Source organism: Gordonia sp. LMA484 (assembly GCF_058129505.1).
In genome coordinates, this window is the sequence record NZ_CM176700.1 from 2297503 (window position 1) to 2321369 (window position 23867).

18 protein-coding genes are annotated in these 23867 nt (G+C 66.5%); 5 read left to right on the plus strand and 13 right to left on the minus strand.

What is annotated here, in order from left to right:
- Positions 1-5 precede the first annotated feature (5 nt).
- On the plus strand, positions 6-2333 hold the full coding sequence (treY, locus tag AC4AMJ_RS10000; RefSeq protein WP_489917973.1) for a malto-oligosyltrehalose synthase: 2328 nt from the start codon (positions 6-8) through the stop codon (positions 2331-2333).
- 582 nt (positions 2334-2915) lie between these two features.
- Here the strand turns inward: treY and AC4AMJ_RS10005 are convergent.
- From AC4AMJ_RS10005 to AC4AMJ_RS10045, 9 genes are read right to left on the minus strand one after another with little or no spacing between them, the layout of a single operon-like run.
- Positions 2916-3752 carry a hypothetical protein gene (locus AC4AMJ_RS10005; protein ID WP_489917974.1) on the minus strand — a complete coding sequence of 279 codons (837 nt, stop codon included), beginning with the start codon at positions 3750-3752 and terminating at the stop codon, positions 2916-2918.
- Positions 3753-3766: 14 nt separating this feature from the next.
- Positions 3767-4951 (minus strand): MlaD family protein, encoded by a 1185-nt coding sequence (locus AC4AMJ_RS10010; RefSeq protein WP_489896099.1) that lies wholly within the window; start codon positions 4949-4951, stop codon positions 3767-3769.
- Entirely contained in the window at positions 4948-6099 is a 1152-nt protein-coding gene (locus AC4AMJ_RS10015; protein WP_489896100.1) for an MlaD family protein, read from the minus strand. Before AC4AMJ_RS10015 ends, AC4AMJ_RS10010 begins: the two co-directional genes overlap by 4 nt.
- Entirely contained in the window at positions 6096-7199 is a 1104-nt protein-coding gene (locus AC4AMJ_RS10020; RefSeq protein WP_489896101.1) for an MlaD family protein, read from the minus strand. Before AC4AMJ_RS10020 ends, AC4AMJ_RS10015 begins: the two co-directional genes overlap by 4 nt.
- The gene (locus tag AC4AMJ_RS10025) at positions 7193-8182 is read right to left on the minus strand and encodes an MCE family protein (protein WP_489896102.1); all 990 of its coding nucleotides are present in this window, start codon (positions 8180-8182) and stop codon (positions 7193-7195) included. Before AC4AMJ_RS10025 ends, AC4AMJ_RS10020 begins: the two co-directional genes overlap by 7 nt.
- Positions 8179-9213 (minus strand): MlaD family protein, encoded by a 1035-nt coding sequence (locus AC4AMJ_RS10030; protein WP_489917975.1) that lies wholly within the window; start codon positions 9211-9213, stop codon positions 8179-8181. The genes AC4AMJ_RS10025 and AC4AMJ_RS10030 overlap by 4 nt, the downstream gene beginning before the upstream one ends.
- Positions 9210-10535, minus strand: coding sequence for an MlaD family protein (locus AC4AMJ_RS10035; protein WP_489917976.1), 1326 nt, complete (start codon positions 10533-10535; stop codon positions 9210-9212). The genes AC4AMJ_RS10030 and AC4AMJ_RS10035 overlap by 4 nt, the downstream gene beginning before the upstream one ends.
- A gap of 10 nt (positions 10536-10545) precedes the next feature.
- On the minus strand, positions 10546-11412 hold the full coding sequence (locus tag AC4AMJ_RS10040; RefSeq protein WP_489896105.1) for an MlaE family ABC transporter permease: 867 nt from the start codon (positions 11410-11412) through the stop codon (positions 10546-10548).
- Between the two features lies 1 nt (position 11413).
- On the minus strand, positions 11414-12265 hold the full coding sequence (locus tag AC4AMJ_RS10045) for an MlaE family ABC transporter permease (RefSeq protein WP_489917977.1): 852 nt from the start codon (positions 12263-12265) through the stop codon (positions 11414-11416).
- Positions 12266-12447: 182 nt separating this feature from the next.
- Here AC4AMJ_RS10045 and treZ point away from each other — a divergent pair, with 182 nt between their 5' ends.
- Complete coding sequence (treZ, locus tag AC4AMJ_RS10050; RefSeq protein ID WP_489917978.1) at positions 12448-14364, plus strand: malto-oligosyltrehalose trehalohydrolase; 1917 nt, start codon at positions 12448-12450, stop codon at positions 14362-14364.
- A gap of 27 nt (positions 14365-14391) precedes the next feature.
- On the opposite strand, the gene ilvA is transcribed toward treZ, so the two are convergent.
- Positions 14392-15777, minus strand: a complete 1386-nt coding sequence (ilvA, locus tag AC4AMJ_RS10055) for a threonine ammonia-lyase IlvA (RefSeq protein WP_489896108.1) — start codon at positions 15775-15777, stop codon at positions 14392-14394.
- A 308-nt stretch (positions 15778-16085) separates the two neighbouring features.
- Between ilvA and AC4AMJ_RS10060 the strand changes: the two genes are divergently transcribed.
- A complete protein-coding gene (locus AC4AMJ_RS10060) occupies positions 16086-17000 on the plus strand; it encodes an SMP-30/gluconolactonase/LRE family protein (RefSeq protein ID WP_489918409.1) in 915 nt (304 codons plus the stop codon).
- Between the two features lie 10 nt (positions 17001-17010).
- Here the strand turns inward: AC4AMJ_RS10060 and AC4AMJ_RS10065 are convergent, their stop codons facing one another.
- From AC4AMJ_RS10065 to AC4AMJ_RS10075, 3 genes are all read right to left on the minus strand, one after another.
- Positions 17011-17274 carry a hypothetical protein gene (locus AC4AMJ_RS10065; protein WP_489917979.1) on the minus strand — a complete coding sequence of 88 codons (264 nt, stop codon included), beginning with the start codon at positions 17272-17274 and terminating at the stop codon, positions 17011-17013.
- A gap of 159 nt (positions 17275-17433) precedes the next feature.
- Positions 17434-20979 (minus strand): DNA polymerase III subunit alpha, encoded by a 3546-nt coding sequence (gene dnaE / locus AC4AMJ_RS10070; protein ID WP_489917980.1) that lies wholly within the window; start codon positions 20977-20979, stop codon positions 17434-17436.
- Between the two features lie 185 nt (positions 20980-21164).
- Positions 21165-21914: a hypothetical protein gene (locus tag AC4AMJ_RS10075; RefSeq protein ID WP_489896111.1), complete on the minus strand. Its 750-nt coding sequence runs from the start codon at positions 21912-21914 to the stop codon at positions 21165-21167.
- Here AC4AMJ_RS10075 and AC4AMJ_RS10080 point away from each other — a divergent pair.
- Together AC4AMJ_RS10080 and AC4AMJ_RS10085 are read left to right on the plus strand one after the other, a co-directional pair.
- The gene (locus tag AC4AMJ_RS10080) at positions 21913-23223 is read left to right on the plus strand and encodes a sensor histidine kinase (RefSeq protein ID WP_489896112.1); all 1311 of its coding nucleotides are present in this window, start codon (positions 21913-21915) and stop codon (positions 23221-23223) included. The two genes, AC4AMJ_RS10075 and AC4AMJ_RS10080, sit on opposite strands and share 2 nt — an antisense overlap.
- On the plus strand, positions 23220-23864 hold the full coding sequence (locus AC4AMJ_RS10085; RefSeq protein WP_489896113.1) for a response regulator: 645 nt from the start codon (positions 23220-23222) through the stop codon (positions 23862-23864). The genes AC4AMJ_RS10080 and AC4AMJ_RS10085 overlap by 4 nt, the downstream gene beginning before the upstream one ends.
- The last annotated feature ends 3 nt before the right edge of the window (positions 23865-23867 follow it).

Genomic DNA, 23867 nt, shown 5'->3' on the forward strand with positions numbered 1-23867 from the left:
GAGAGATGACAAACGACGCTTCTCCCGCCATCGGTGGTGTCCGTGAGCCGGTGGCCACCTATCGGGTTCAGCTGACCCCCGACTTCGGGTTCGCCGACGTCATCGAGATCCTGCCGCACCTGGTCGATCTGGGGGTGAGTCACATCTACCTCTCCCCGATCGGCCGCGCGATGCCGGGCTCGACGCACGGTTACGACTGGGTCCCGCCGCCCGTGGTGGCACCCGACCTCGGTGGTCTTGCCGGTCTGCGTGAGCTGCGCCGGGCCGCCACCGGCCACGGTCTCGGTCTCATCATCGACATCGTGCCCAACCACACCGGCGTGGCGGACGCTCTGCAGAATCCCTGGTTCAGCGATCTGCTGCGGTACGGGTCCGGATCCCGGTATGCGAACTGGTTCGACGTCGACTTCTCGACGGACAACGGCAGCGACGGGAAGATCGCACTTCCGGTGCTCGCCGCCGACGGCGACCTGTCGCCGCTGGTCGTCGACGGCGGCCACCTGCGCTATCACGATCACGTCTTCCCCACCGCCCCCGGTTCCACGTCGACCGGAGGTCCCGTCGAGGTGCACGGTCGCCAGCACTACCGACTGGTGCCCTGGAACTGCGGGTTGATCGGTTACCGCCGGTTCTTCACCGTCAACGAGCTCGCCGGGCTTCGGCAAGAGGATCCCGCCGTGTACGCGGCGACCCACGAGTGGCTTCGGGATCTCGTCGACGAGAACCTCATCGACGGTGTGCGCGTGGATCATCCGGACGGACTGTGGGATCCGCAGTCCTACCTCCGGCGGCTGCGCGCCGACGTCGGAGAAGGTCGGCTCATCTACGTGGAGAAGATACTCGCACCCGACGAGGAGCTGGAGCCGACGCTGCCCGTCGAGGGAACGACCGGTTACGACCAGATGCGTCTGATCGACGCGGTCTTCACCGCCCCGTCGGGGGTCATCGAACTCGGCGAGACGCACGAACGGGTCACCGGGCAGCCCGGTGATTCCAGCTGGCTGCACGAGGCCGAGCGCGCCCGAAAGCTGGTGACGCTGCGGGAGATGTTTCCCACCGAGCACCGCCGCCTCGTGCGGGCCATCACCCATTCCGACCCGTCCGCCGACTCCGAGGCGGTGGCCGACGCCACCGCTCAGCTGATCGCAGAACTCGGCGTCTACCGAGCCGACTATCCGTCCCTCCGCGCCCGCCTCGTCGACACCGCCGCCGAGATCACACGCCGCACACCGCGTCTCGCCGCTGCCATGGACCTGGTCGTGCAGGCGACCGGGAGCCCGGGCGCCGCGGCGTCTCGCCTGGCCCAGACCTGCGGTGCGGTCACGGCCAAGAGCGTCGAGGACAGTCTGTTCTACCGGACGGCGCGGCTGGTGTCGGCACAGGAGGTCGGCGGGGACCCGGCCGACCCGACTTTGTCGCTGCGGGACTTCCACGCCCACAACGCCCGCCGGGCACATGATTGGCCCTGGGCGATGACAGCGACGTCGACACACGACACCAAGCGCGGCGAAGATGTGCGGTCCCGGATCGCCCTGCTGACCCAGGTTCCCGAGCGATGGTCCAGGTTGGTGCGCGGGATATGGCAGGCGACCCCGCCACCCGACGATCTGACCGGATACTTCCTGTTGCAGAACATCTTCGGCGTGTGGCCGGCGGCCGGGCCGGTCGACGACACACTGCGACAACGGATCAAGGCCTATGCCCAGAAGGCCGCACGCGAAGCCGCGGTGTGCACCACCTGGACCGAGGTCGACGACGAGTTCGAGAACGCGCTCGCAGCCTGGATCGATGAGGTGACCACCGGCCACAACTCCGCGACGATCGCCGAGCTCGTCTCTGAGGTCACCCCGAACTGGTATTCGGAATCCTTGGCGCGCAAGGTGATCGCACTGCTCGGCCCCGGGGTGGGAGACATCTACCAGGGCACCGAATGGTGGGACGATTCCCTGGTGGATCCCGACAACCGTCGAGCGGTTGACTTCCGACAGTCGCGCGAGCATCCGAAGGTCGAGCTCATCCGAGCGGCATTGCGGGCCCGTGCGGCGCACCCCGAGGCCTTCCGGGCCGGCGGAACCTATACGGCCCTGTACGCGGAGGGACGCTGCGCCGACCACGTGGTCGCGTTCACCCGTGGCGTCGGAGACGACCCGCGGGTCGCGGTGGTGACCGCGCGATTCACCCACAGTGTCTCCGACCGGGACGCGTCGGCCACGACCATCTCGCTACCTTCGGGCACATGGCGGGACGCGCTCACCGGCGAGGTCCGCGGTCCGACGATGCACCTGTCGGAGCTGGGACCAACCTCCGTGGGCCTCCTGACCAGGACGGACTGACCGGGCGCCGGACGAGCGCTCGTGACCCCGATCAGGCATGCAGGGCCGTACGAACAGCCCGCTCCCCGCGGTCCCCGAGGACCATGAAGGGCCGGACGAACACCCCCGACCCCCGGTCCCTGAGCAGCACGAAGGGCCAGACGAACGGTTCCGACCCCCGGTCCCTGAGCAGCACGAAGGGCCAGACGAACGGTTCCGACCCCCGGTCCCTGAGCAGCACGAAGGGCCAGACGAACGGTTCCGACCCCCGGTCCCTGAGCAGCACGAAGGGCCAGACGAACGGTTCCGACCCCCGGTCCCTGAGCAGCACGAAGGGCCAGACGAACGGTTCCGACCCCCGGTCCCTGAGCAGCACGAAGGGCCAGACGAACGGTTCCGACCCCCGGTCCCTGAGCAGCACGAAGGGCCAGACGAACGGTTCCGACCCCCGGTCCCTGAGGAGCCTCCGAGCCTGCGAGGATGCGTCACGAAGGGCCCTTCGTGACGCTCGCAAGCTCGCTCCCTTCGTGACGCTCGCAAGTTCGCGCCTCAGGGCGGCGCCTCAGAGACCGAGTAGGGACGCTCGCACTCGTTTATCTCGGGTCAGCCCGCGGGAGCGGGTGCGGGTGCGGGAGCCGGTGCGGGTGCGGCGGGGCCCGGTTGTGCGGCACCCTGCTCCTGACCGATACCGGCCTGGGCCCCACTGAGTTCCGACACCAGCCACTGACCGTTCTCCTTGCGCAGGTCGAGCCAGAGCAGCATCAGGCTCTTGCCACCATCGGGGGCCAGTGCACTCTTCCCACTCACCTCCATCAACACGGAGGTACGTGCGGTGTCGGTGTCGAACTTCTCCACCGACACCGATTTCACGGTCGATTGGGCATCCTGCAGGTTCAGCTGGTCGACGGCCTTGGCGGTGTCGGACTGCTGTTGCTCGAGGTGCTTGTGGAAGTCACCGGTGGACAGCGGCCCGAGGGTGTTCTTCATGTCCGCGACGCCGTCCTTGGTCATCGTGCCGACCAGCTTCGTCACGAACTGCTCGGAGGCTGCCTTGCTGTCGTCGAATGCATCGAGCCGCTCGCGTTGCTGGTAGTAGCCCCACCCCAACAGCACGACACCGACCACGACGGCGATGACGACCAGCACAACGAGCACCTTGCGCAGTCCGGCCGTGGTGAACGTCAGCGAGATCTGCCGTGGTCCGTCCTTCGCCGCGGTCGCGGCGGCGGACACCTTTCCGGGTTTCGGCTCGTCGGCCGTCGCTTCGTCGGCCGGGCGTGAGCCGTCGGCGCCGCGCGAGGCCTTGGCACGCGAGGCCTTGGTCCGTGGTCGCACCGGTTCCGGGGTCTCGGCGGTCGTATCGGCCTCACCTGACGACTCTGCCGCCGACCCGGAGGGGTCCTGCGCGGAATCGTCGGTTGTCTTGTCCTCGTCGGTCATTCCTACTCTTAACGTCATTTGTCGAGCGGCACGGTCCGCGCATTCGGGTCGTAGTTCGGCGGCGGACCGGCGGTGTCGTCTCCGGGTGGCCGGGGGGCGTTCGCCGATCCCCGGATCTGTTGATTCGGATCTTCAGTGACACAGTACAGATTGGTCGGGACCGTCAGCTCCAGGATCTTCGTCGGCCGCACCGGAGTGACCGCGTAGGTGCAGCTGGGCCGCGGGTACACCGAGCCGAAGGCCCACCAGGCGCCGTCGTGGAACATCGCCAGGCTCTTGATGCCGGCGTCACGGATGGACGGCAACAGGTTGGCGATCGCCGGGGCGCGCAGTGCGCCCTGCCTCGCGATGTCGACGAACTGTTGCAGAACGTCGGTGACCGGATCGCGGATCTGGTTCAGCGACCCGGTCAGACTGGTCAACTGTGTGGGCCCCCGATTGAGCAGGGTCCGCAGTTCCTTGTCGGAGGCGACCGCGGCGTTCACGATCGTGCTCATCGAGTTCACCGTCGTACCCAGGTCGGGCTGGATGCCGGCGGTCGTTTTCAGGATCGTGCCGGTGTCGGAGATGAGTTTCTTGGTCTGCGGCAACACGCGCGCGAGGTCGGCGAAGATGGTGCCGCCGGAGACGAACAGCGATCGCAGCACATTGTCGTCGCTACCGCCGTCGCCGAGCGCCACCTGCAGATTGTCCACGGCGGAGCGGAGTTTCACCGGGTCGATCTGGTCGACCACGTTGAGAGTGGACTCCAACATGTCCGGGAAGGCGACGGTGACCCGCGTCTGGTTCTGCTGGATCTCGTCACCGTCGGTGAAGTAGGGCCCCTCGGCGGTCGCCGGCTCGAAGTCCACGTACTGCTCACCGGCCGCGGACAAGCCCAGGGCGGCGACGACGGCGTTACGGTTGATCTTCACGTCGTCGGTGATCTTCACCGTCACATCCACGGATTCGGGGCGAACCTGAATGGTGTCGACCTCCCCGACCCGGGCCCCACGTACCGTGACTCCCGAGGTGTCTTGCAGCCCACCGGAATTGGGAAAGTGCACGGTCAGCTCGTAGGTGCCCTTGAACGGATCCCAGCGCAGGGCACCGAAGGACAGGTAGGCCAACCCGACCAGCATCACCAGGATCAACCCGATGTTGCCGACCAGCACCGAGTGTTTGCGCACCCAGGTGAACGGTCCGGACAGTGCCCTCATCCGCAACACCCCTTCGTTCCGGTGAGACGCGCCAACAGGCGGGTGAGCGTCTGCTGCAAGGCCTCCGAGGCGGCGTCGGCGTCGCCGAGTTCGGGCAGTCGGGTCGCCGAGTCGAAGCCCACACCCGGGTTCAGGTAGTAGACCTTCGACGAGAGTGCCGCCGCACTACCCGGTGTCGCCTTGACCCATTTCGGTGTGAGCGTGCCGAGATTGTCCGCGAGGGGCCCGAGCGTGCCCGCCGCGTCCTTGAGCCCGGCGAGGGCGGTCTGCAGATGCCCGATCATCTCGACGAGGTTGTCTCCGTCGGAGTTCAGGAAGTCATTGGTCGCCGCGGTGACCTGGTTGGTCTTGTCCAAGGTGGTCAGGATCTGGCCGATCTGTCCGTTCACCGCGTTCACGGCGGGTGCGAGCTTGTTGATCGACGCCATGATCTGTGCACGACCCGCGTACAACTGATCGGTGAGCGCGCGGGTGGTGCGCATCGATTCGTCGACCTGCGCCGCGTTCTTGTTGAACTTCGTGATCGCCGTGGTGAGACCCTCGATCGAGCCGGACAGCTCGTCCGGGTGCGGCGAGACGGCATTGCTCAGCTCGGTCAGGATGACCTGAAGCGAACTCAGCGAACCGCTGTCGACCAGACCCGACATGCTGACCAGCAGATCCTCGACGGTCGCGGCCGCCGAGGTGGGGCCGGTGAGCGTGTCACCGTCGCCGAGATAGCCGTCGGGCGCGTCCCGGGGTGGCAGCAGCGCCACGAACACATCGCCCAGAGGTGTGGCCTGGCGGAGTTCGGCACCGGTCCCCACCGGCAACTTCGAAGTCTTGCCGACCTCCATCGTGACCACGGCGGTGTAGTCCTGCGCCTTGATCTCCGAGACCTGTCCCACGTCCATGCCGTTGAGCTTCACCTTGGCGCGGGTGGGCAGGTTCAACGCGTTGTCGAACTTGGCCGTGAGCTCGATGGCCTCGCCGATCCCGCCGGGCGCGGGGAGCGGGATCTGTTCGACCGTCAGGCCAGGCAGGACACCGCACCCCGACAGCGCCAGAACGGCTGCCACGGTGAGCGTCACCACGCCCCGGCGGCGTAGCCGACCGCGACGTCGTGGGTCCGGCTGGGTTCGGAAGCCCCGGATCGTGTCGCCGGTCATTTGGTCAGCTCCAGCAACGCCGAGAACACGCCGAGATCGGGACCGAAGTCCTTCAGCCGTCCGGTACGGCATCCGTTCTTCTGAAGATTGATCGCCTGGCAGAACGTCGACAACGCCTCCGTGTCGATCAGTGACTTGTCCAGGAGCACCTGAGCGCGCCAGGCCCCCTGCTCGGCGGACACCGAGTTGCTCAGGTTCTGGAACAGCAACGGACCGAGATCGATGGTCTCCACCACCTGTCGGGAGAAGTCGCTCAGGTTCGACGCGAGGGCCGCGAGCCGTCCTGTCGACGACCCGATGGTGCCGGCGTTGTTCTGCAGGAACTCGGTGGTGTTCTGCAACGTGGTGTTCAGGTCGGCGAGCGTGGCCTGCAGTCCGGGGGCCTGGCCGTTGAGCATCTGTGCGACCTGGTTGATCGAATGCGAGAAGGCCGTCATCTTCGGGTAGTTGGCGACGAGTGTGGACGTCAGGCTCTGAACGGTTCGGATGATGTCCACCAACGCGTCGCCGTTGCCCGATGCCACCTCGGCGGCCTTGTCGAGTTCGTCGAGCGCGGTCCGCATCCGCTCACCGTTGCCGCTGGTGATGCCCGAGGTGATGTCCATCAGGTCGGCCACCGGTCCCTCGCCGGGGGCATCGCCGGACAACGACTTCACCAGTGCGTCGATGGAATCGAACAACTCCCCCACCGACACCGGACTCTTGGTCTGTTGGATCACGCCGCCGTCGGTGAGCTTCGGGCCCTCGGAGTAGGTCGGCGACAGTTCCATGTGGCGCGTGGTGACGATCGACGTGTTGACGATCGCCGCCGTCGCGTCCGCGGGAATGGGCACGTCCTTGTCGACGGTGAAGGTGACCTTCACCCGGTTGCCTTGCTGCTGTACGGATGTCACCTGGCCGACAGGCATCCCGAGGACGGCGACATCGTTGCCGTCGTACAGCCCGGAGACGTCGTCGAAATAGGCTGTCGCCTCGATCGCCGATCCGAAGAACGCCGTCCACTTGGCCGGGATGAGTGAACATCCCGACAGCCCCACGACCGCGAACATCGTGATCGCGACCAGTGCCACCGACCGCCGCGCGGTGGTCCGGCTCAACATCCGTCCACCACCCGTGCCGTGCACAGCCAGTTGTCGGGGAAGATGCCCCACGGGAGATAGCCGTTCGCATAAGGGCCGTCACCGATGGTGTTGTTCGTCACGCGTGCGGTGACCGGCAGGATCTCGAGGAGCTTGCGAAGGTTCGCACGGTTCTTCTCCAACCCCTGCGACATGGTGTTCAAATTCGCCATGATCGGGGCGAACTGGTTCCCGTTCTCCTTGGCGACGGCACGGGCCTGCTCGGTGAGCTCGGCGATCCCGTCGAGCATGCGTGTGACCAAAGCCTCACGGGCGGCGATCTTCTCGGCGAGCTGCGCGCCTTGCCCGACGATGATCGCCAGCTGCGCTTGGCTGTCGTCGGCAATGGCCGTCACGGTCTTGGTGTCGGTGACCAGCTGATTGATCTGGTCGCGGCGATTGGTGATCACCTTGGACATCGCGGTCAGCGAATCCAGCGTCGGTTTGGTCACCGCCGGCGCTCCGGCGAGTTGCCGGTTGAGTGTGCGCAGGCCGGCGGCGAACTCGTCGTCGTCGATCCCGGCGATGATGGGCGTACCCTCCTCGATGGTCTTCTGCAGGTCATAGGGAACGCGGGTCTGCTCGATCTTGCCGTTCGGGGCCGGCGTCGGCGCGTCGCCCAGTGACACATCGACGTAGCGCTGACCGAGCAGGGTCGACATCTTGATCTCGGCGGAGCCGTTGGAGGTGACCTCCACGTCCTTGTCGACCTTCATGGTGACGGTGACATGGTTGCCGTTCAGTTCGGTCGAACCGACTTCGCCGACGTCGACCCCGGCGACCCGGACCTTGTCGCCCGGCCGAATTCCGCCCGCCTGCGCGAAATCCCCCGTGTAGGTCTTCTGGCCGAGGTGAGCCTGTGCGAGACCCGTGACCGCCAGCACCAGCAGCACGATCACGACGGCACCGGCCAAGCCGTACCACATTCGCCTGTTGTCATCGAAATGTCTGCGCCACTTACTCATTGGCACACCACCGAATGCTTGGTACCGCCGATCTTGTTGATCAGGCCGGGCGGGAACAAGACGTCCCCGATCGCGATGTCGAGGTCACACGCGTAGATGTTCAAGTAGGCTCCCTGGCCCTGGACGAGCGGGAAGTGGCCGAGGAAGATCGGCAACTGAACCGCCATCCGGTCGAGCTTCGCACCGTTGGCGATGAGCGTGTTGGTGGCCGCCCGGGCGTCGGTGGCGGCCCCGGCGAGCGAATCGCGGCTCTGCGAGAGCACATCGGCGAATCCGCTGGCTGTCCGACCGATCTGGTCGACCGACTTGCCGAATGCCGCCGAGTTGGCGTTGAGGTTCTCGATCAGGCTGCTGACGCTGTTGATCACGGTGCCCACCTGATCGCCCTGCCGCGCGAGGTCGCGCATGACCCCACTCAGATCGTCGATGATGGCGCCGATGACCTCGTCGCGGTTTGCCATGTCATCGGCAAGTTTTCCCACCTCGGCGACGGTGTAGCTGAGTGACACCTTGTTGCCCTGGAATGCCTGCACCAAGCCCTCGGACAGTGCGTTGACCTGGTCGGGGTCGAGCGTCTCGAAGACGGGCTGGAATCCGGCGAGCAGTTTGGTGACGTCGAAGGAATCCTCGGAGGGTTGCTGCAGCGTCGATCCCGCGGCGAGCGGTGCACTCTTCGCATCGTCCACCAGGGTCAGCGACAGATATCGCTGACCGATGAGGTTCTGGTACCGGATCGCGGCCTGGGTGTTGGTGAACATGGGCTGGTCGGTCTGGACCTCGAAGGTCACGCGGGCTCGGCCGTGGTCGAGACCGATGTCGCTCACCCGGCCGACCCGGACCCCGGCCATCCGGACGTCGTCGCCGGACGCCAGCCCCGACGCATCGTTGAAATAGGTGGTGTAGGAGTGGGTGTCACCGGGCAACGATCGTTCGAGCGTCGACCAGATGATGTAGGTCAGCAGCAACGCGATGACCGCGAACAGGGAGAAGCCGATCAGCGGTTTACGGATGCTGGACTGTCCGTGACTCATCGTCCCCCTCCTTCGCGATTCTCGGGTTCACCGGGTTTGATCGTCGACGATTGCACCAGCGGACCCAGCATCAGGGTGTCGGCCGCCGTCGGCTTCCGCTTGAGTGCCTCCCCCAGCGTCTTGTTGTCCGCCGATGTCGACACAGCCCCGAAGGTCTGGGCGGCCCGGCGCATGCCGTTGGACGGATAGATCATCAGCGGGCCCGAACTCGTCGGTCCGGTGCCGGTGCCCGGCCCGACACAGCCGGGTCCGCGCAGCTGTCCATACTTCCCGGCGTCGTACACCGGGCAGTTCTGCCTGGTGTAGCGCTCGAACGCGCCGAAGTTCACGCCGATGTTCAGCTGCGGATGGCCGTTGACCCCGGTGAACACGGTGAGGACGCGGGCGGCCAGATTGTTCAGCGCACTGAGCGCCTGTGGGAGCGAATCCGGTTCCAGCACCGCGGCACCGATCATCGTGTTCAGGTCGCGCACCACGCGTTTGCCGCTATCCCCGTTGCTCGCGAACAGCGCCTGGGTCTCGTCGAGGACGCCCTGTCCCGCCGACAGCATCGCGGTCAGGTCCTGTTGCTTCTCGGCGATCGTCATCGCGGGGATGACGCTGCGTCCCAACGTGTCGAGCAATTGCGGAGTGGATTGCGACAGCCCTCGGACCGCGTTGTCGAAGTTGTCGAAGCCCGACGGGGCGCCGGGCGGGAACTGCGCGTTGATGGTCTTCCAGTAGTTGTCCAGCAGCGGCACGAAGGCGCCGAACACCGCACCGCCACCCTTGAGAGCGTCGGAGATGGTCCCGAGAACCGAGGCGAGATCTTCCGGGGGGACCGCACGCAACAACGTCCGGAGCTCGTTCTGCGCATCCTGCAGCCGGAGGGTGGCCAGCGACTCGTCGGCGGGGACGACGTCGCCCGACGACAGGCTCTCGGAGCTGGGCTGCGCGGGCCGCACCAGTTGCACGGAGTTGACGCCGAACAGGTTGGACGGCACCGTCCGCGCGGTGACGTTGGCCGGGATACCGTCGGCCTGTTGCGGATCGAGCTCGATCTTGACGTTCTTGTACTGCAGGTTGCCGGGGCCGGTTTCGTCGCTGAGGTCGATCGACTGCACCGAGCCGACGATCAAGCCGTTGTAGCGGACGTCGGCACTGGTGACCAGGCCGTCGCCGACGTCGGTGAGTTTCGCGGTCACCGGCACGCTCGAGGAGAAGGCGCCCTGGTAGCGCAGGAACAACAGCACGAACAAGATCAGCAGCGCGACCAGGAACGCCACTCCCCGCAGGATGTACTGCACCAGGGAGGGGTTGCGGCCGTCGGTGTCGATTTGCATCCTTCTCCCCCTATCCCGAGATCTTGATTCCGGGCGAGGTGCCCCAGAACACGAGCGTCATGACCAGATTGGCGAAGACGATCACGATGATCGCCATCCGGATGGCGTGACCCGCGGCCACTCCCACCCCCTCGGGACCGCCGGAGGCGAAGTACCCGTAGTAGCACTGGACGAATGTGGCCAGCAGCACGAACAGGATCACCTTGGCGAAGGATGCGATCACGTCTGTGCTCACCAGGAACTGGTTGAAGTAATAGAGGTAGGTGCCCGCACCCTGGCCGCTCTGCAGCTGGAACATCACCTGGCAGGCCAGATAATTGGCGGCGAGCGACACCGAGTACAGCGGCACGATCGCCAACACGGCGGCCGACATCCGCGTGGTGACCAGATACGGCAGTGGCCGGATGGCGATGGATTCGAGTGCGTCGATCTCTTCGCTGATCCGCATGGACCCGAGCTGCGCGGTGAATCGGCACCCCGACTGTGCGGTGAACGCCGTGGCGGCGAGGAGAGGTCCGATCTCGCGGGTGGTCGCGAAGGCGGACAGTCCACCGGTGACCGGAGACATGCCGAGCAGATTCAGCGCGGTGTAGCCCTCGATCCCGACGGTGGCACCACCCATGACGCCGAGGATCACCATGACCCCGACGGTGCCGCCGCCGACGACGATGGCACCGTTGCCCCACGCGACGTCGGAGAGCAGTCGCCACACCTCTTTGCGGTAGTGCGTGAAGGTGATCGGCACCGATCCGATGGATTTCACCAGGAAGGTGATCAGGTGCCCCATCGCGGCGAGTCCGCCGCGCGGACCGCGATAGATCGCCTTGGCGGCCTCGACGGGCCGCAGTATCGGCGGTACGTACCGTGATGCCGTCATCTCACACCACCCTCGTCGGTACGAGGATCGCGAACAGCTGAGTCAGCCCGACGTTCACGGTGAACAACAGCAGTACCGAGTTGACCACTGCGGCGTTCACCGAGTTGGCGACGCCGGCGGGGCCACCCTTGGTGGTCAGACCGCGGTCGCAGGCGACCACCGCGACGATGGCTCCGAAGATGACGGCCTTGATGATCGCGAACGCGAGATCCGAGGTGGATGCGAAAGACGCAAAGGTGCCCGTGTAGCTGCCCGGAGTACCGCCCTGGAAATAGACGTTGAAGACGTACCCGGTGATGAAGCCGACGAAGCAGACGAAGCCGCACAGCAGGAAGCTGACGACCATCGTCGCGAGCAGCCGCGGCGAGATCAGCCGCTGGATCGGATTGACACCCATCACGCGCATCGCGTCGATCTCGTCGCGAATCGTGCGCGAGCCGAGGTCGGCGGCGATCGCCGAGCCCACCGCGCCTGCGAGCAGCAGCGAGGTGACCAGCGGCGCCCCCTGCCGGATCACACCGAGTCCGGTGGCGGCACCGGAGAACGAGGTCGCGCCGACCTGCCCGGCGATATTGGAGACCTGGATCGAGACGATCACACCGATCGGGATCGCGACCAGGAACGTCGGGAAGACCGATGTGCTCGACATGAAGGCGCACTGCCGAACGAATTCACCGAACGGGAATCGCCGCTTGACGATGTCGACGATGAGCACCTTGAACACCTCGACGAACATCCCCATCTGACGTCCGAACGTGTCGAAGGACGCCAGAACATGCCCGTGAAACCACTTGCTCACCCCCGAGCGCGCACGTGGTGCCTCGTCTTCCGAGGTCACCGTGTCAGTAGTCAATCCCCTGCCCCTGCTCTTGCTCCGTTGCCCTCGGGGTCGTCCTATCACATATATGTTGCCCAGAGAGCGCTCTATTTGACCACACTTTGTGCACTTTCCCCCTGATTGACGAACCCCCGGCGGTAATATACCTCGCTTCACAAAAGGTGCTGTGTCACGGGTCACACTACCTACATCTGCGCATGGATCGGTCGCGACATACCTTGTGTTGGGTGACCGATCACTCCTGCGCTCCAGACACCATAACTGGGACGGGTGACCAAGGGCGAGGAAACCCTTCGTTTCCGAATCCGGCACGACCGTTCTCGCCCCCCGGGTCGCTCAGGGAGCTGCGCGTCTGGGCGCCGACTGCCGAAACGGTCTCGCTGATCGTCGAGGACGACGACGCCGGGTCCACCGAGATTCCCCTGGGTCACGATCCCGCGGCCCCCGAATGGTGGATCCCCACGGCGCCCGCCGCGGTCGGGGAGCCGGCGGACAGCGGTAGTCTCGCGGACCTCCGGTATCGGTTCGTCGTCGACGGCGGGGAACCGACCTCCGACCCCCGATCCGTACGTCTGCCCGACGGCGTCCACGGCCCCTCGGCCCTGCACCGTCTCGACGACTTCGCCTGGACCGATGCCGGCTGGGCGGGCACCGATCTCCGTGGATCGGTCCTCTACGAGTTGCACATCGGTACGTTCACTCCCGGCGGCACTTTCGACTCGGCGATCGCGCGTCTCGACCATCTGGTGTCGCTGGGCGTCGACGTCGTCGAGGTGATGCCGGTCAATGCGTTCAACGGCACCTACGGCTGGGGCTACGACGGGGTCGGCTGGTATGCCGTGCACGAACCCTATGGCGGTCCGGATGCCTTCGCCCGATTCGTCGACGCCTGCCACGCACGCGGACTCGGCGTGGTGCTCGACGTCGTCTACAACCATCTCGGCCCGTCGGGCAACTACCTGCCGCGCTTCGGCCCGTACCTGAGTGAGGGCACCACCAGTTGGGGCTCATCGGTCAATCTGTCCGACCCCGATTCCGACGAGGTCCGTGCGTTCATCCTGGGCAACGCGCTGCGATGGCTACGCGACTTCCACCTCGACGGACTCCGACTCGACGCCGTCCACGCGCTCGTCGACCACCGTGCCGTCCACCTGCTGGAGGAACTGGCCGTCGCCACCGACCAGCTGTCGGCCGACCTGGGGCGGCCGTTGACGCTGATCGCCGAGAGTGACCTCAACGATCCGCGGCTCATCCTGCCGCGAGACATGGGCGGCTACGGGCTCGCGTCGCAGTGGGACGACGACATCCACCACGCGATCCACGCGACCGTCTCCGGCGAGCGGCAGGGTTACTACGCCGACTTCGGCGGTTTCGACGGGTTGGCGAAAGTGTTGCGCGGCGGCTTCTTCCACGACGGCACCTACTCGTCATTCCGCCGCAGGCATCATGGCAGGCCGATCCCGACCGACATCGTCGCGGCGAACGCGCTGGTCACCTACACCTGCAATCACGATCAGGTCGGCAATCGGGCGATCGGCGATCGGCCGTCCGCCTACCTCGACGGCGGGCAGCTCGCCATCAAGGCGGCGCTGGTGTTGCTCTCGCCGTTCACGCCGATGCTGTTCATGGGCGAGGAATGGGCCGCGGCCACACCGTTCGCCTTCTTCACCTCGCATCCCGAGCCCGAACTCGCCGAAGCGGTTCGGACGGGACGCCGCAGCGAGTTCGCCGATCACGGATGGGACGCGGCAGACGTGCCCGATCCTCAGGACCCGGCGACCTTCGAAGCATCACAGTTGAATTGGGACGAACTCGACCGGCCGGACCATCGGCGCATGCTCGACTTCTACGGGTCGCTGATTGCCCTGCGCAAGCGCGAGGAGAGTCTGGCCCGTGGCGACTTCGCCTCGGTCGACACCGCGTTCGATGACGCGGCCGGGTGGTTCGCGATGTATCGCGGCGAGTGGGCTGTGGTCTGCGTGCTTACGGCGAACGAGACGGTCGTACCGATTTCACTGACGCCCGAGATGTGGTGGGACGAACCGACACTCGAAGACGGTTGCCTCCGGAGTTCCGGGCACAACGTGATCGTCGGGAAGATCGGCCAGCTCTGAGCCGCCGGGTCGCGGAGCCCTGCCGGCTCAGGTCAGATAGTCATATGCCGGCGTTCCGGGCTCGAGCCGCTCGCAGTGCAGGTGCGAGTGGGCCATACGGTCCATGAGCCCGGCGAGTCCCTCGGGTTCACCGAGTTCGATGCCGACCAGCGCGGCCCCGGTCTCCCGGTTGTTGCGTTTGACGTACTCGAACAGCGTGATGTCGTCGTCGGGGCCGAGTACCTCGTCGAGGAAGCGGCGCAACGCACCCGGCTCCTGTGGGAAGTCGACGAGGAAGTAGTGCTTGAGACCTTTGTGCACCAGGGACCGTTCGATGATCTCCCCATAGCGCGACACGTCGTTGTTGCCGCCGGAGATCAGACATACGACGGTTGCGTCGGCGGGAATCCGTAGAGCAGCCAGGCCGGCCACCGACAAGGCACCCGCGGGCTCGGCGATGATGCCTTCGTTCTGATACAGCGCGAGCATCGCACTGCAGATGGCGCCTTCGTCGACGTGGGTGATGTGTGCGCTGCCGGGGCGTACGGCATAGGGCTCGTCCCCGCCGAGGACACCGACCGCCGGGGTCGGCGCGACCTGCCCGAGAACCGGATGGTCGGTGATGGTGGCACCGAGGTCGCTCATCACCCGGTATCCGATGGAGCCGATGCGTTTCACCGCCGCACCATCGACAAAGGAGTCGATGACGTCGAGCGTCACCGGGCCGCCCGCGGCGAGTGCTGCGGCCAGCGACGCGGCCCCTGTGGGTTCGACGCCCACGATCGCGACGTCGTCACGCTTGGAGCGCAGGTAGGTCGCGATTCCCGCAAGGCATCCGCCGCCTCCGACGGGTGCGACGACGACGTCGGGTACCGCGCCGAGCTGCTCGACGATCTCGTAGGCGATGGTGCCCTGCCCGGCCGCGGTGCGCGGGTCGTCGAACGCGTGAATCCAGGTCGCGCCGGTTCGCATCACATCGGCCTGGGCCGCGGCCGCAGCGGCGTCATACGTCTCACCGACCGCGATCAACTCGACAAAATCCCCTCCGTGCCAACGGATTCGGTCGCGCTTCTGCTTGGGGGTGGTGGTGGGCACGAAGATCCGGCCGTGGACCTTCATCGACCGGCAGGCATAGGCGACGCCCTGCGCATGATTCCCGGCGCTGGCGGCCACGACGCCGCGGGCGAGTTCCTGTTCGGACAGCTGCGCCATCACGTTGTAGGCGCCGCGGATCTTGTAGGAGCGCACGGTCTGCAGGTCTTCGCGCTTGAGCAGCACACGCGCACCGACTGCGGCCGAGATCCTCGGGGCGTCCTCGAGCGGCGTGCGGGCGACCGCATCGGCGATCCGCGTGACGGACGCGGTGATCGCGTCGCCGGTCAGTGCGGGGCCGTGCTGGTGAACCGGTGCCTGCTGAGTACTCACGATCTCCATGCTCTCACCTGGCAGGTCACGTGCTCACCCGAGGGCGGGCGGCGTTCGCGTCGATGTCCGTTTCGCGATGGTCGACTCCCCGTCGCCGGCGGGCTTAGACTCACCCTCAGGTCAACGAACCAGTCGTCCACCGGAGAAGTCTGAGTGAGTGCATGGCCATCGGCGGACGGCGCCCACCGATGCGGGAGGCCGCCATGTTCGGACGCACCCATTCTCTGAACCGCTGGGCGAGCGGCTCCCCCGGCGCCCGCGGTGCGACGAGGCGTCCGCGTCGACGTCGTCTCGTGGTCTCCGTCTCGGTCGCCGCGCTGGCTGCCGGCCTGATCAGCGCCCTGACCCCGGGGATGGCGGCCGCAGCCCCGGTCTGTCCGGGCGCCGGGCAGGCTCCCCGCCTCGTCGGCGCCGTTCCGGGGGCGGCTCTGGAAGGACTCACGGTCGATACCGCCGGCCGCCTGTACACGACCGACATCCTCTCCGGCCGGGTGTTTCGGCTGTCCGCACCGGGCGCCCGGGCGGTGCCGATAGCGCGGGTCCCGGAGAGCGGAGCCGGCGGTCTGGCATGGGCCCGCGACGGCGCCCTGCTCGTGGGCTATGGCGCTGATCCCCGGGTGGTCGTCGGCGATGTGCTCCGACATGCGGGCATCGCACGGCTGAACGTGAACACCCTGGCGATGCGCCCCTGGGTGCGTGGACTGTCGGCGGCCGACGGCATGGATGTGTCGGCAAACGGAATCGTCCACGCCACCAACGATTTCGCCAATCTCATCGGGCGCGTGTATCCCAACGGCGTCGTCCAGGCAGACTGGGGTTCGCTGCCCAGCGCCAACGGGGCCGTCCTCGGCCGGGGCGATCGGTGGCTCTACGTGTCGCGCACCTTTGTCAATCCCGGTGTCAGCCGCATCTCGACGGCCAACCCGCGTGTGGTGCAGAGCCTCCTGAACCTCGGCGGGGACATCACCGCCGGCCCGGACGGGTTGACGGTGGACGCCAAGGACCGGCCGGTGGTGCCGTTCAACGGCGCCGGGCAGATCGTCCGGATCACCTCACCGGGCCGATACTGCGTGCTCGCTTCGGGACTCGGTACGTCGAGCGTGCTCTCCTACGGCCGTGGTGACCGTGGCTTCTCGGCGGGACACCTGTACCGGGCGGGCTTCGACGGACGAATCTACGAGATCCCGGGCGGATTCGATCGAGGCGCCACGGCGGCCCATCCGGGCCAGTGAGAACGACCGCTCAGGATCGACGGGGTCGCGCGAACCTCGCGAACCAGACCCGCTCGGCCCACCAGACGGTGACGAGCGCCGCGCCGGACACCAGGGCAGCGGCCTGGCCCGTACCGATGAACGCGAAGGTGAGCAGCGCGGCCACCGCGGCCACCAGCACCGCGTGGATCTTGTAGGCGGGCCACCGCACGCCGGCGATCTCGATGACGGGGTGCCTCGTGCTGGTTCGGGCCGTGCGGACCTCGACCAGCGCGGTGACATTCGCTGCGGTCATGCTCGCTCCTCACGGTCCGTGGCGATCCGGTCGGGATGATCTCCACTGATCCGAGTGTAACGCAGCCTGAACTAAAATGTTCGGCGCGCCGAAATCTCCGGTTCGGATGTGGTGACTTTCATGTCCGGCTCCCGGGAGCGACAGGGCCGGCCGGGAGCGTCAGGTGCCGAAGCAGCTCGGTCCGAGTAACGCTTTGAGGTCCCCCATCAGAGCCGAACTCGGCGTGACCCGCAGTGCCTCGGTCAGTCGCAGCACCGTCGACCGTTGCTCGCTGACGAGTGTCACGTGCACGTCCGCGGTGCCGGGGTGCCTGGTCAGGACCTGTTTGAGGGCCTGGACCCGGTCGGGTGTGCAGGACCGCGCGCTCAGTGTGAGTGCCACCGGTTTGGCCGTGCCGACGACCGCCAGGTCTGGGACCGCCAGGTCGTTCGCGCTGATCATCGTGCTGTCGTCGCGGACGTTGACCCTTGCCTTGATCAGCACGATGTTGTCGGCGACGATGTCGAGTCCGTACACCGAGAACGCGCGTGGGAAGAAGTAGACCTCCACGCCGCCGACCATGTCCTCGAGGGTGACCACCGCATACGGCTCACCCTTCTTGTTGACCCGGCGGTTGACCGCGGAGATGATGCCACCGATGGTGATCTGCGCGCCGTCGGGCACCGTACCCTCGAGCAGCGCCGTGATCGACGTGTCGGTCTGGGCCACGATGGCATGTGCGACACCGGCGAGCGGATGGTCGGACACGTACAGGCCCAACATCTCGCGTTCCAGCGCCAGCTTGTGTTTGGACTCCCACTCCTCGTCGGGAACCTTGACCGCGAAGACCTCGGCCATGCTGTCGTCCGCACCGCCGGCATCACCGAACAGATCGAATTGGCCGATGGCCTCGGCCTTCTTGGTGCCGATGACCGATTCGACGGCGTCGCCGTGGACCAGGAACAGTCCCTTGCGCGGATGATTGAGCGAGTCGAAGGCGCCGGCCTTGATCAGCGACTCGGTGACCTTCTTGTTGCACGCCGTCACGTCGATCTTGCCGAGGTAATCCGAGAAGCTGGTGAACTTCCCCTTCTCTTCCCGTGCGGCCAGGATCGACGACACCACACCCGTGCCGACGTTGCGGACCGCGGCGAGGCCGAATCGGATGTCACCACCGACAGCGGCGAAGTTGCGCTGCGACTCGTTGACGTCCGGCGGCAGCACCGTGATCCCGAGTTTGCGGCAGTCGGCGAGATAGATCGCCGCCTTGTCCTTGTCGTCGCCCACCGAGGTGAGCAGGCCGGCCATGTACTCGGCCTTGTAGTTCGCCTTGAGGTAGGCCGTCCAGAACGAGACGAGTCCGTAGCCGGCGGCGTGCGACTTGTTGAACGCGTAGCCCGCGAACGGGAGGATGGTGTCCCACAACGCCTTGATGGCGGCCTTGGAGAACCCGTTGGCCTGCATACCGGCCTCGAAGCCCTCGAACTCGGCCTCGAGCACCGAGGCCTTCTTCTTACCCATCGCGCGGCGCAGGATGTCGGCTCGGCCGAGCGAGTACCCGGCGACCTTCTGCGCGATCTGCATGATCTGCTCTTGGTAGACGATCAGGCCGTAGGTGTCGGCCAGGATCTCCTTGAGCGGTTCCTCGAGTTCCGGATGGATCGGCTTGACCTGCTGACGGCCGTTCTTGCGATCGGCGTAGTCGTTGTGCGCGTTCATGCCCATCGGGCCGGGGCGGTACAGCGCCAGGACCGCGACGATGTCGTCGAACCCGGTGGGCTGCATGCGTTTGAGAAGCTCTCGCATGGCCCCGCCGTCGAGCTGGAACACGCCGAGCGTGTCACCGCGGGCGAGCAGCTCGTAGGTTTTGGGATCGTCCAGCGGGGCTGCGTCGAGGTCGAGGTCGATGCCGCGGTTGGTCTTGATGTTCTCGATCGCATCACCGATGACGGTGAGGTTGCGCAGACCGAGGAAGTCCATCTTCAGCAGACCGATGGCCTCGCACGACGGATAGTCCCAGCCGGTGATGATCGCGCCGTCCTGGGCGCGTTTCCACACCGGGATCGCGTCGGTCAGCGGCTCCGAGGACATGATCACCGCGCAGGCGTGCACACCGGCGTTACGGATCAGTCCTTCGAGACCGAGTGCGGTGTCGTAGATCTTCTTGACGTCCGGGTCGGTCTCGATGAGGGTCCGGACCTCGGTGGCCTCGGCGTAGCGCTCGTGCTCCGAGTTCGTGATTCCCCAGACCGGGATGTCCTTGGCCATGATGGGCGGCGGCAACGCCTTGGTGATCCGGTCGGCGATGGCAAAACCCGGCTGGCCGAACTGGACTCGGGCGGAGTCCTTGATCGCGGCCTTGGTCTTGATGGTGCCGAAGGTGATGACCTGGGCGACCTTGTCGCTGCCCCATCGCTCCGTCGCATAACGCACCATCTCCCCGCGACGACGGTCGTCGAAGTCGATGTCGATGTCGGGCATGGACACGCGCTCTGGATTGAGGAATCGCTCGAACAGCAGTCCGTGCGGGATGGGGTCGATGTTGGTGATACCCAACGCCCATGCGACCAGCGACCCGGCGGCCGACCCTCGGCCCGGGCCGACCCGGATGCCGACTTCTTGCGCATGCCGGATCAGGTCACCGACCACCAGGAAGTAGGCCGGGAAGCCCATCTGGATGATGACGTCGAGTTCATAGTTGGCTCGCTGCTGGTATTCCTCGGGCACCTGCGCACCCGGGAATCGACGCTCGGCGAGACCGTGCGCGACCTCCTTGCGCAACCAGGTCTGCTGCGACTCCCCTTCGGGCACCGGGAAGATCGGCATCCGGTCGTGATGGGTGAACACTTCCTTGTAACTCTGGACGCGCTCACCGATCTCCAGCGTGGAGTCGCAGGCGCCGGGTACGACGTCGTCCCACAGTGTGCGCATCTCGTCGGCGGACTTCAGGTAATAGCCGTCACCGTCGAACTTGAACCGGGTGGGATCCGAGAGAGTCTTGCCGGTCTGCACGCACAGCAACGCCTCGTGACTCTTCGCGTGTTCCTTCGTGACGTAATGGCAGTCGTTGGTGACCAGCGGCTTGATGCCGAGTGTGCGGCCGATCTCCAGGAGCCCGTCGCGCACCCGTCGCTCGATCTCGAGCCCGTGCTCCATCAGTTCGAGGTAGAAGTTCTCCTTGCCGAAGATCTCCTGCCATTTCGCGGCGGCTTCGAGCGCCTCGCGGTCGTGGCCGAGCCGCAGGCGGGTCTGCACCTCACCCGACGGACAGCCGGTGGTCGCGATGATCCCCTCGGCGTACTCCGCGATGAGGTCGGCATCCATCCGGGACCATTTGCCGAGCTGGCCCTCGATCGAGGCGAGCGAGGACAGTTTGAACAGGTTGCGCAGGCCGGTGGCGTTCTCGGCCACCATCGTCATGTGCGTATAGGCGCCGCTACCGGAGACGTCGTCGTCCTTCTGATCGCGGGTACCCCAGGTGACACGTTTGGTGTTGAACCGCGATTCCGGCGCGATGTACGCCTCGATGCCGATGATCGGCTTGATGTCGTTCTCGACCGCGGTGTTGTAGAACTCGCTCGCGCCGAACATGTTGCCGTGGTCGGTCATGCCGATCGCGGTCATCCCGAGGCGTTTGGCCTCGGCGAACAGCGGTGACACCTTTGCTGCGCCATCGAGCATCGAGTACTCGGTGTGGTTGTGCAGGTGAACAAACGAATCGGCCACGGACGCCTCTCACCTCGACTGCTTGCCAACGATCGATCATCTCCCCGCCCGCGGGCGCCGAAAATCCGGCCCCGCCGACAAGGCTTCTCCACTTTAGGCCGCGACTCGGACAGTCTCCGTGGGGCGCGCCCGGCTGTGACGGATGAGGCGATGAGTCGGTGTGTCGGGACCGGCGTGTCGCTCCCTCAGGCGGCACGCACGTCGCCGACGGCGTGTTCGACGTCGTGTTCGTCCGACACAGTCCGCAACCAGTGCCAGGCCAGTGCGGCGACCCAGAGCTCATATCCGAGTGTGCCGAGCGCGAGGACGGGGAAGACCGCCGGGACGACGAGGGTGGCGCTGCCGACCAACGCGAGCGGGATGAGAGCCAGGCCGCTTCGTCGCAGCCACCGGGCCGCATGTGTGCGCCGCAGGCCCAGCACGATGGCGCCGACGAACAAGGCGCGGGGCAGCGCCGAGAATGCCAGTCCGAAGGGTGCGACCGCATCCCAGCCGGCGAGGACGCGCACGTCGGCGCCGGCCTGCGCTGTCTCGAGTGCAACATCGTGCAGCATTCCCGTCAGCGGCCAGATCAGCGCCAGCAGAGTGCCCGCCGCGACGGCGACGACCGCCAGTACCCCGGACCGATCGGCGCGGCACAGTCGGGCCCAGACCACGCCGAGAAACCCGAGCAACAGCATCCCGGCGACCATGAAGGCGTAGTTCCCGGCCCGATAGAGGTCGGCGGCGTCGAGGACACCGGTGCCGCGATCGACCGCCGGATCGGTTCGCTGCCCACCATGGGGCAGCACCACCGCGATCATCACCACCATCACGGCCAGTTGACACAGGGCGAAGGCCAGCCCGAAACGCGCGCTGGTCCGTGCGATGCGGTCCCCCGCATGGGCCGTCGCTCCGAGGTACGTCTGTCTGGCATCGAGTTCTGTTGTGGTCATGATCTTTCCGTTCGTCGCGGTGGCGCCCGGGTTGGGCCTGCCACCACTGACGGTAGGAATCCGGATACGGTCGGCGCATCGACCGCCGGACCGATTCCGATCGGCCCACGGGCTGGTCGGCGAGTCAGCCCACGGGCTGATGACGTATCCCGGTGACTCCACTTACGCTCTGTGGGTGACCGGAGTCAGGTGGCTGCGCAGCACTGGATCGGATGCCGCGCTCGCCCTGGTGTTCGTGGTCGCCGGACTGGTGCAGCATGCGTTCGTCCCGATCGCCGCACCACTCGTCGGCGTCGTCTATGTGCTCGGATCGCTGCTGCCCCTGGCGTGGCGCCGGACATTCCCGATCCCCTCGGCCTTCGTCGCATCGTGCTTCTGGCTGATCCCGCTCGATGGCTTCCCGATTCTCGGTTTCGTCGCGGTCATCCTGCAGTTCTACTCCGTCGGGGTGCGGGGTCGGCCGCTCCTCGCGGCCTTCGGCGTGACGGTGTGGGCGGTGATCGTCTCCGTCATCGGCACCCTGCTCGGTCCCGAACAGCCGGTCGCGGCGGTCGGCGCGGCGCTCGTCGTGGTGGCACCGACCGCAGCCGGACTGGTGGTGCGACATCAGCAATGGCAGAACGCGCGGCTGCGGGCCCTGACCGCGCAGCTGCGAGCCGAGCGCCGGCACGCGGAGCAGGCTGCGGTGGAAGCCGAACGATCTCGGATCGCACGGGAACTCCACGATGTCGTGGGCCACGAGGTGACCCTGATCTCGATTCAGGCGGAGGCCGCCACGGTCGCGCTGCGGATGTGCCCCGAACGAGCCGAAGAACCGCTCGAGACGATCCGGACGACCGCCCATCGGACCCTGGCGCAGATGCGTCAGGTACTCGAGGTGCTCGCACCGGCTGCCGATGACAACGACGACCGGGACCGCGACGTCGCTGCGATCGCACGCACCGCCGATGTGGCCGGCATACCCAACACCCTCACGATCACCGGTTCGCCCGCGGCGCAGAGCTCTCCCGTCAGTCTCGCCGTTCGCCGCATCGTCCGCGAATGCCTGACCAACGCGGGCCGGCACGCCCCCGGACAGCACGTCGACCTGGCCATCGACTGGACCCCGCACCGGGTGGAGATCCGCTCGGCCAATCCCACGGTCTCGGACAAGGACAGTGCTTCCGGAGCGGCCGGCGGGTCCGGGCGCGGGCTCACCGGCATGCGGCATCGCGCCGAACTGCTCGGCGGCACCTTCGACGCCGACGAACTGGGTGGGCAGTTCACCGTCCGGGCCGCCATCCCCCGCGACGCACAGAGCGACCGATGATCCGGGTGCTCGTCGTCGACGACCAGGATCTCGTGCGGCACGGGTTACGGATGATCCTCGAGTTCGGCGGCGTCGAGGTGGTCGGTGAGGCGGCCGACGGCCGCCAAGCCGTGGACGCCGCCCGCGCACTGGTGCCGGACGTGGTGTTGATGGATGTGCGGATGCCCGGGATGGACGGCGTGGAGGCGACCCGACGGATCATCGCCGAGAACACCGGAATCCGCGTTCTGGTACTCACCACGTTCGACCTCGATCAGCACGTCGTCGACGCACTCCGCTCGGGTGCCTCGGGATTTCTGCTGAAAGACGCCACCGCGGAAGCACTGGTCGATGCTGTCCGCGCGACTGCGGACGGTCAGCCGGTCGTCGCTCCGAGCGTGTTGTCGAGGCTGATGGCTCATTTCAGCGACAGACCGCCGGTGCCCACTCGACTCCCCCCGGGCTACGGCGATCTCAGTGACCGAGAGCTGGAGATCCTCGGGCTGATCGGCTCGGGACGCTCCAACGCGGAGATCGCGGCGGAACTCTTCATCAGCATGGCGACGGTGAAAACGCATGTGCGGCACGTCTTCGCGAAGCTGGGTGTGCGCGATCGGGCACAAGCTGTCGCACTGGCCCGCGACGTCGGGCTGGGGAGCTGAGTC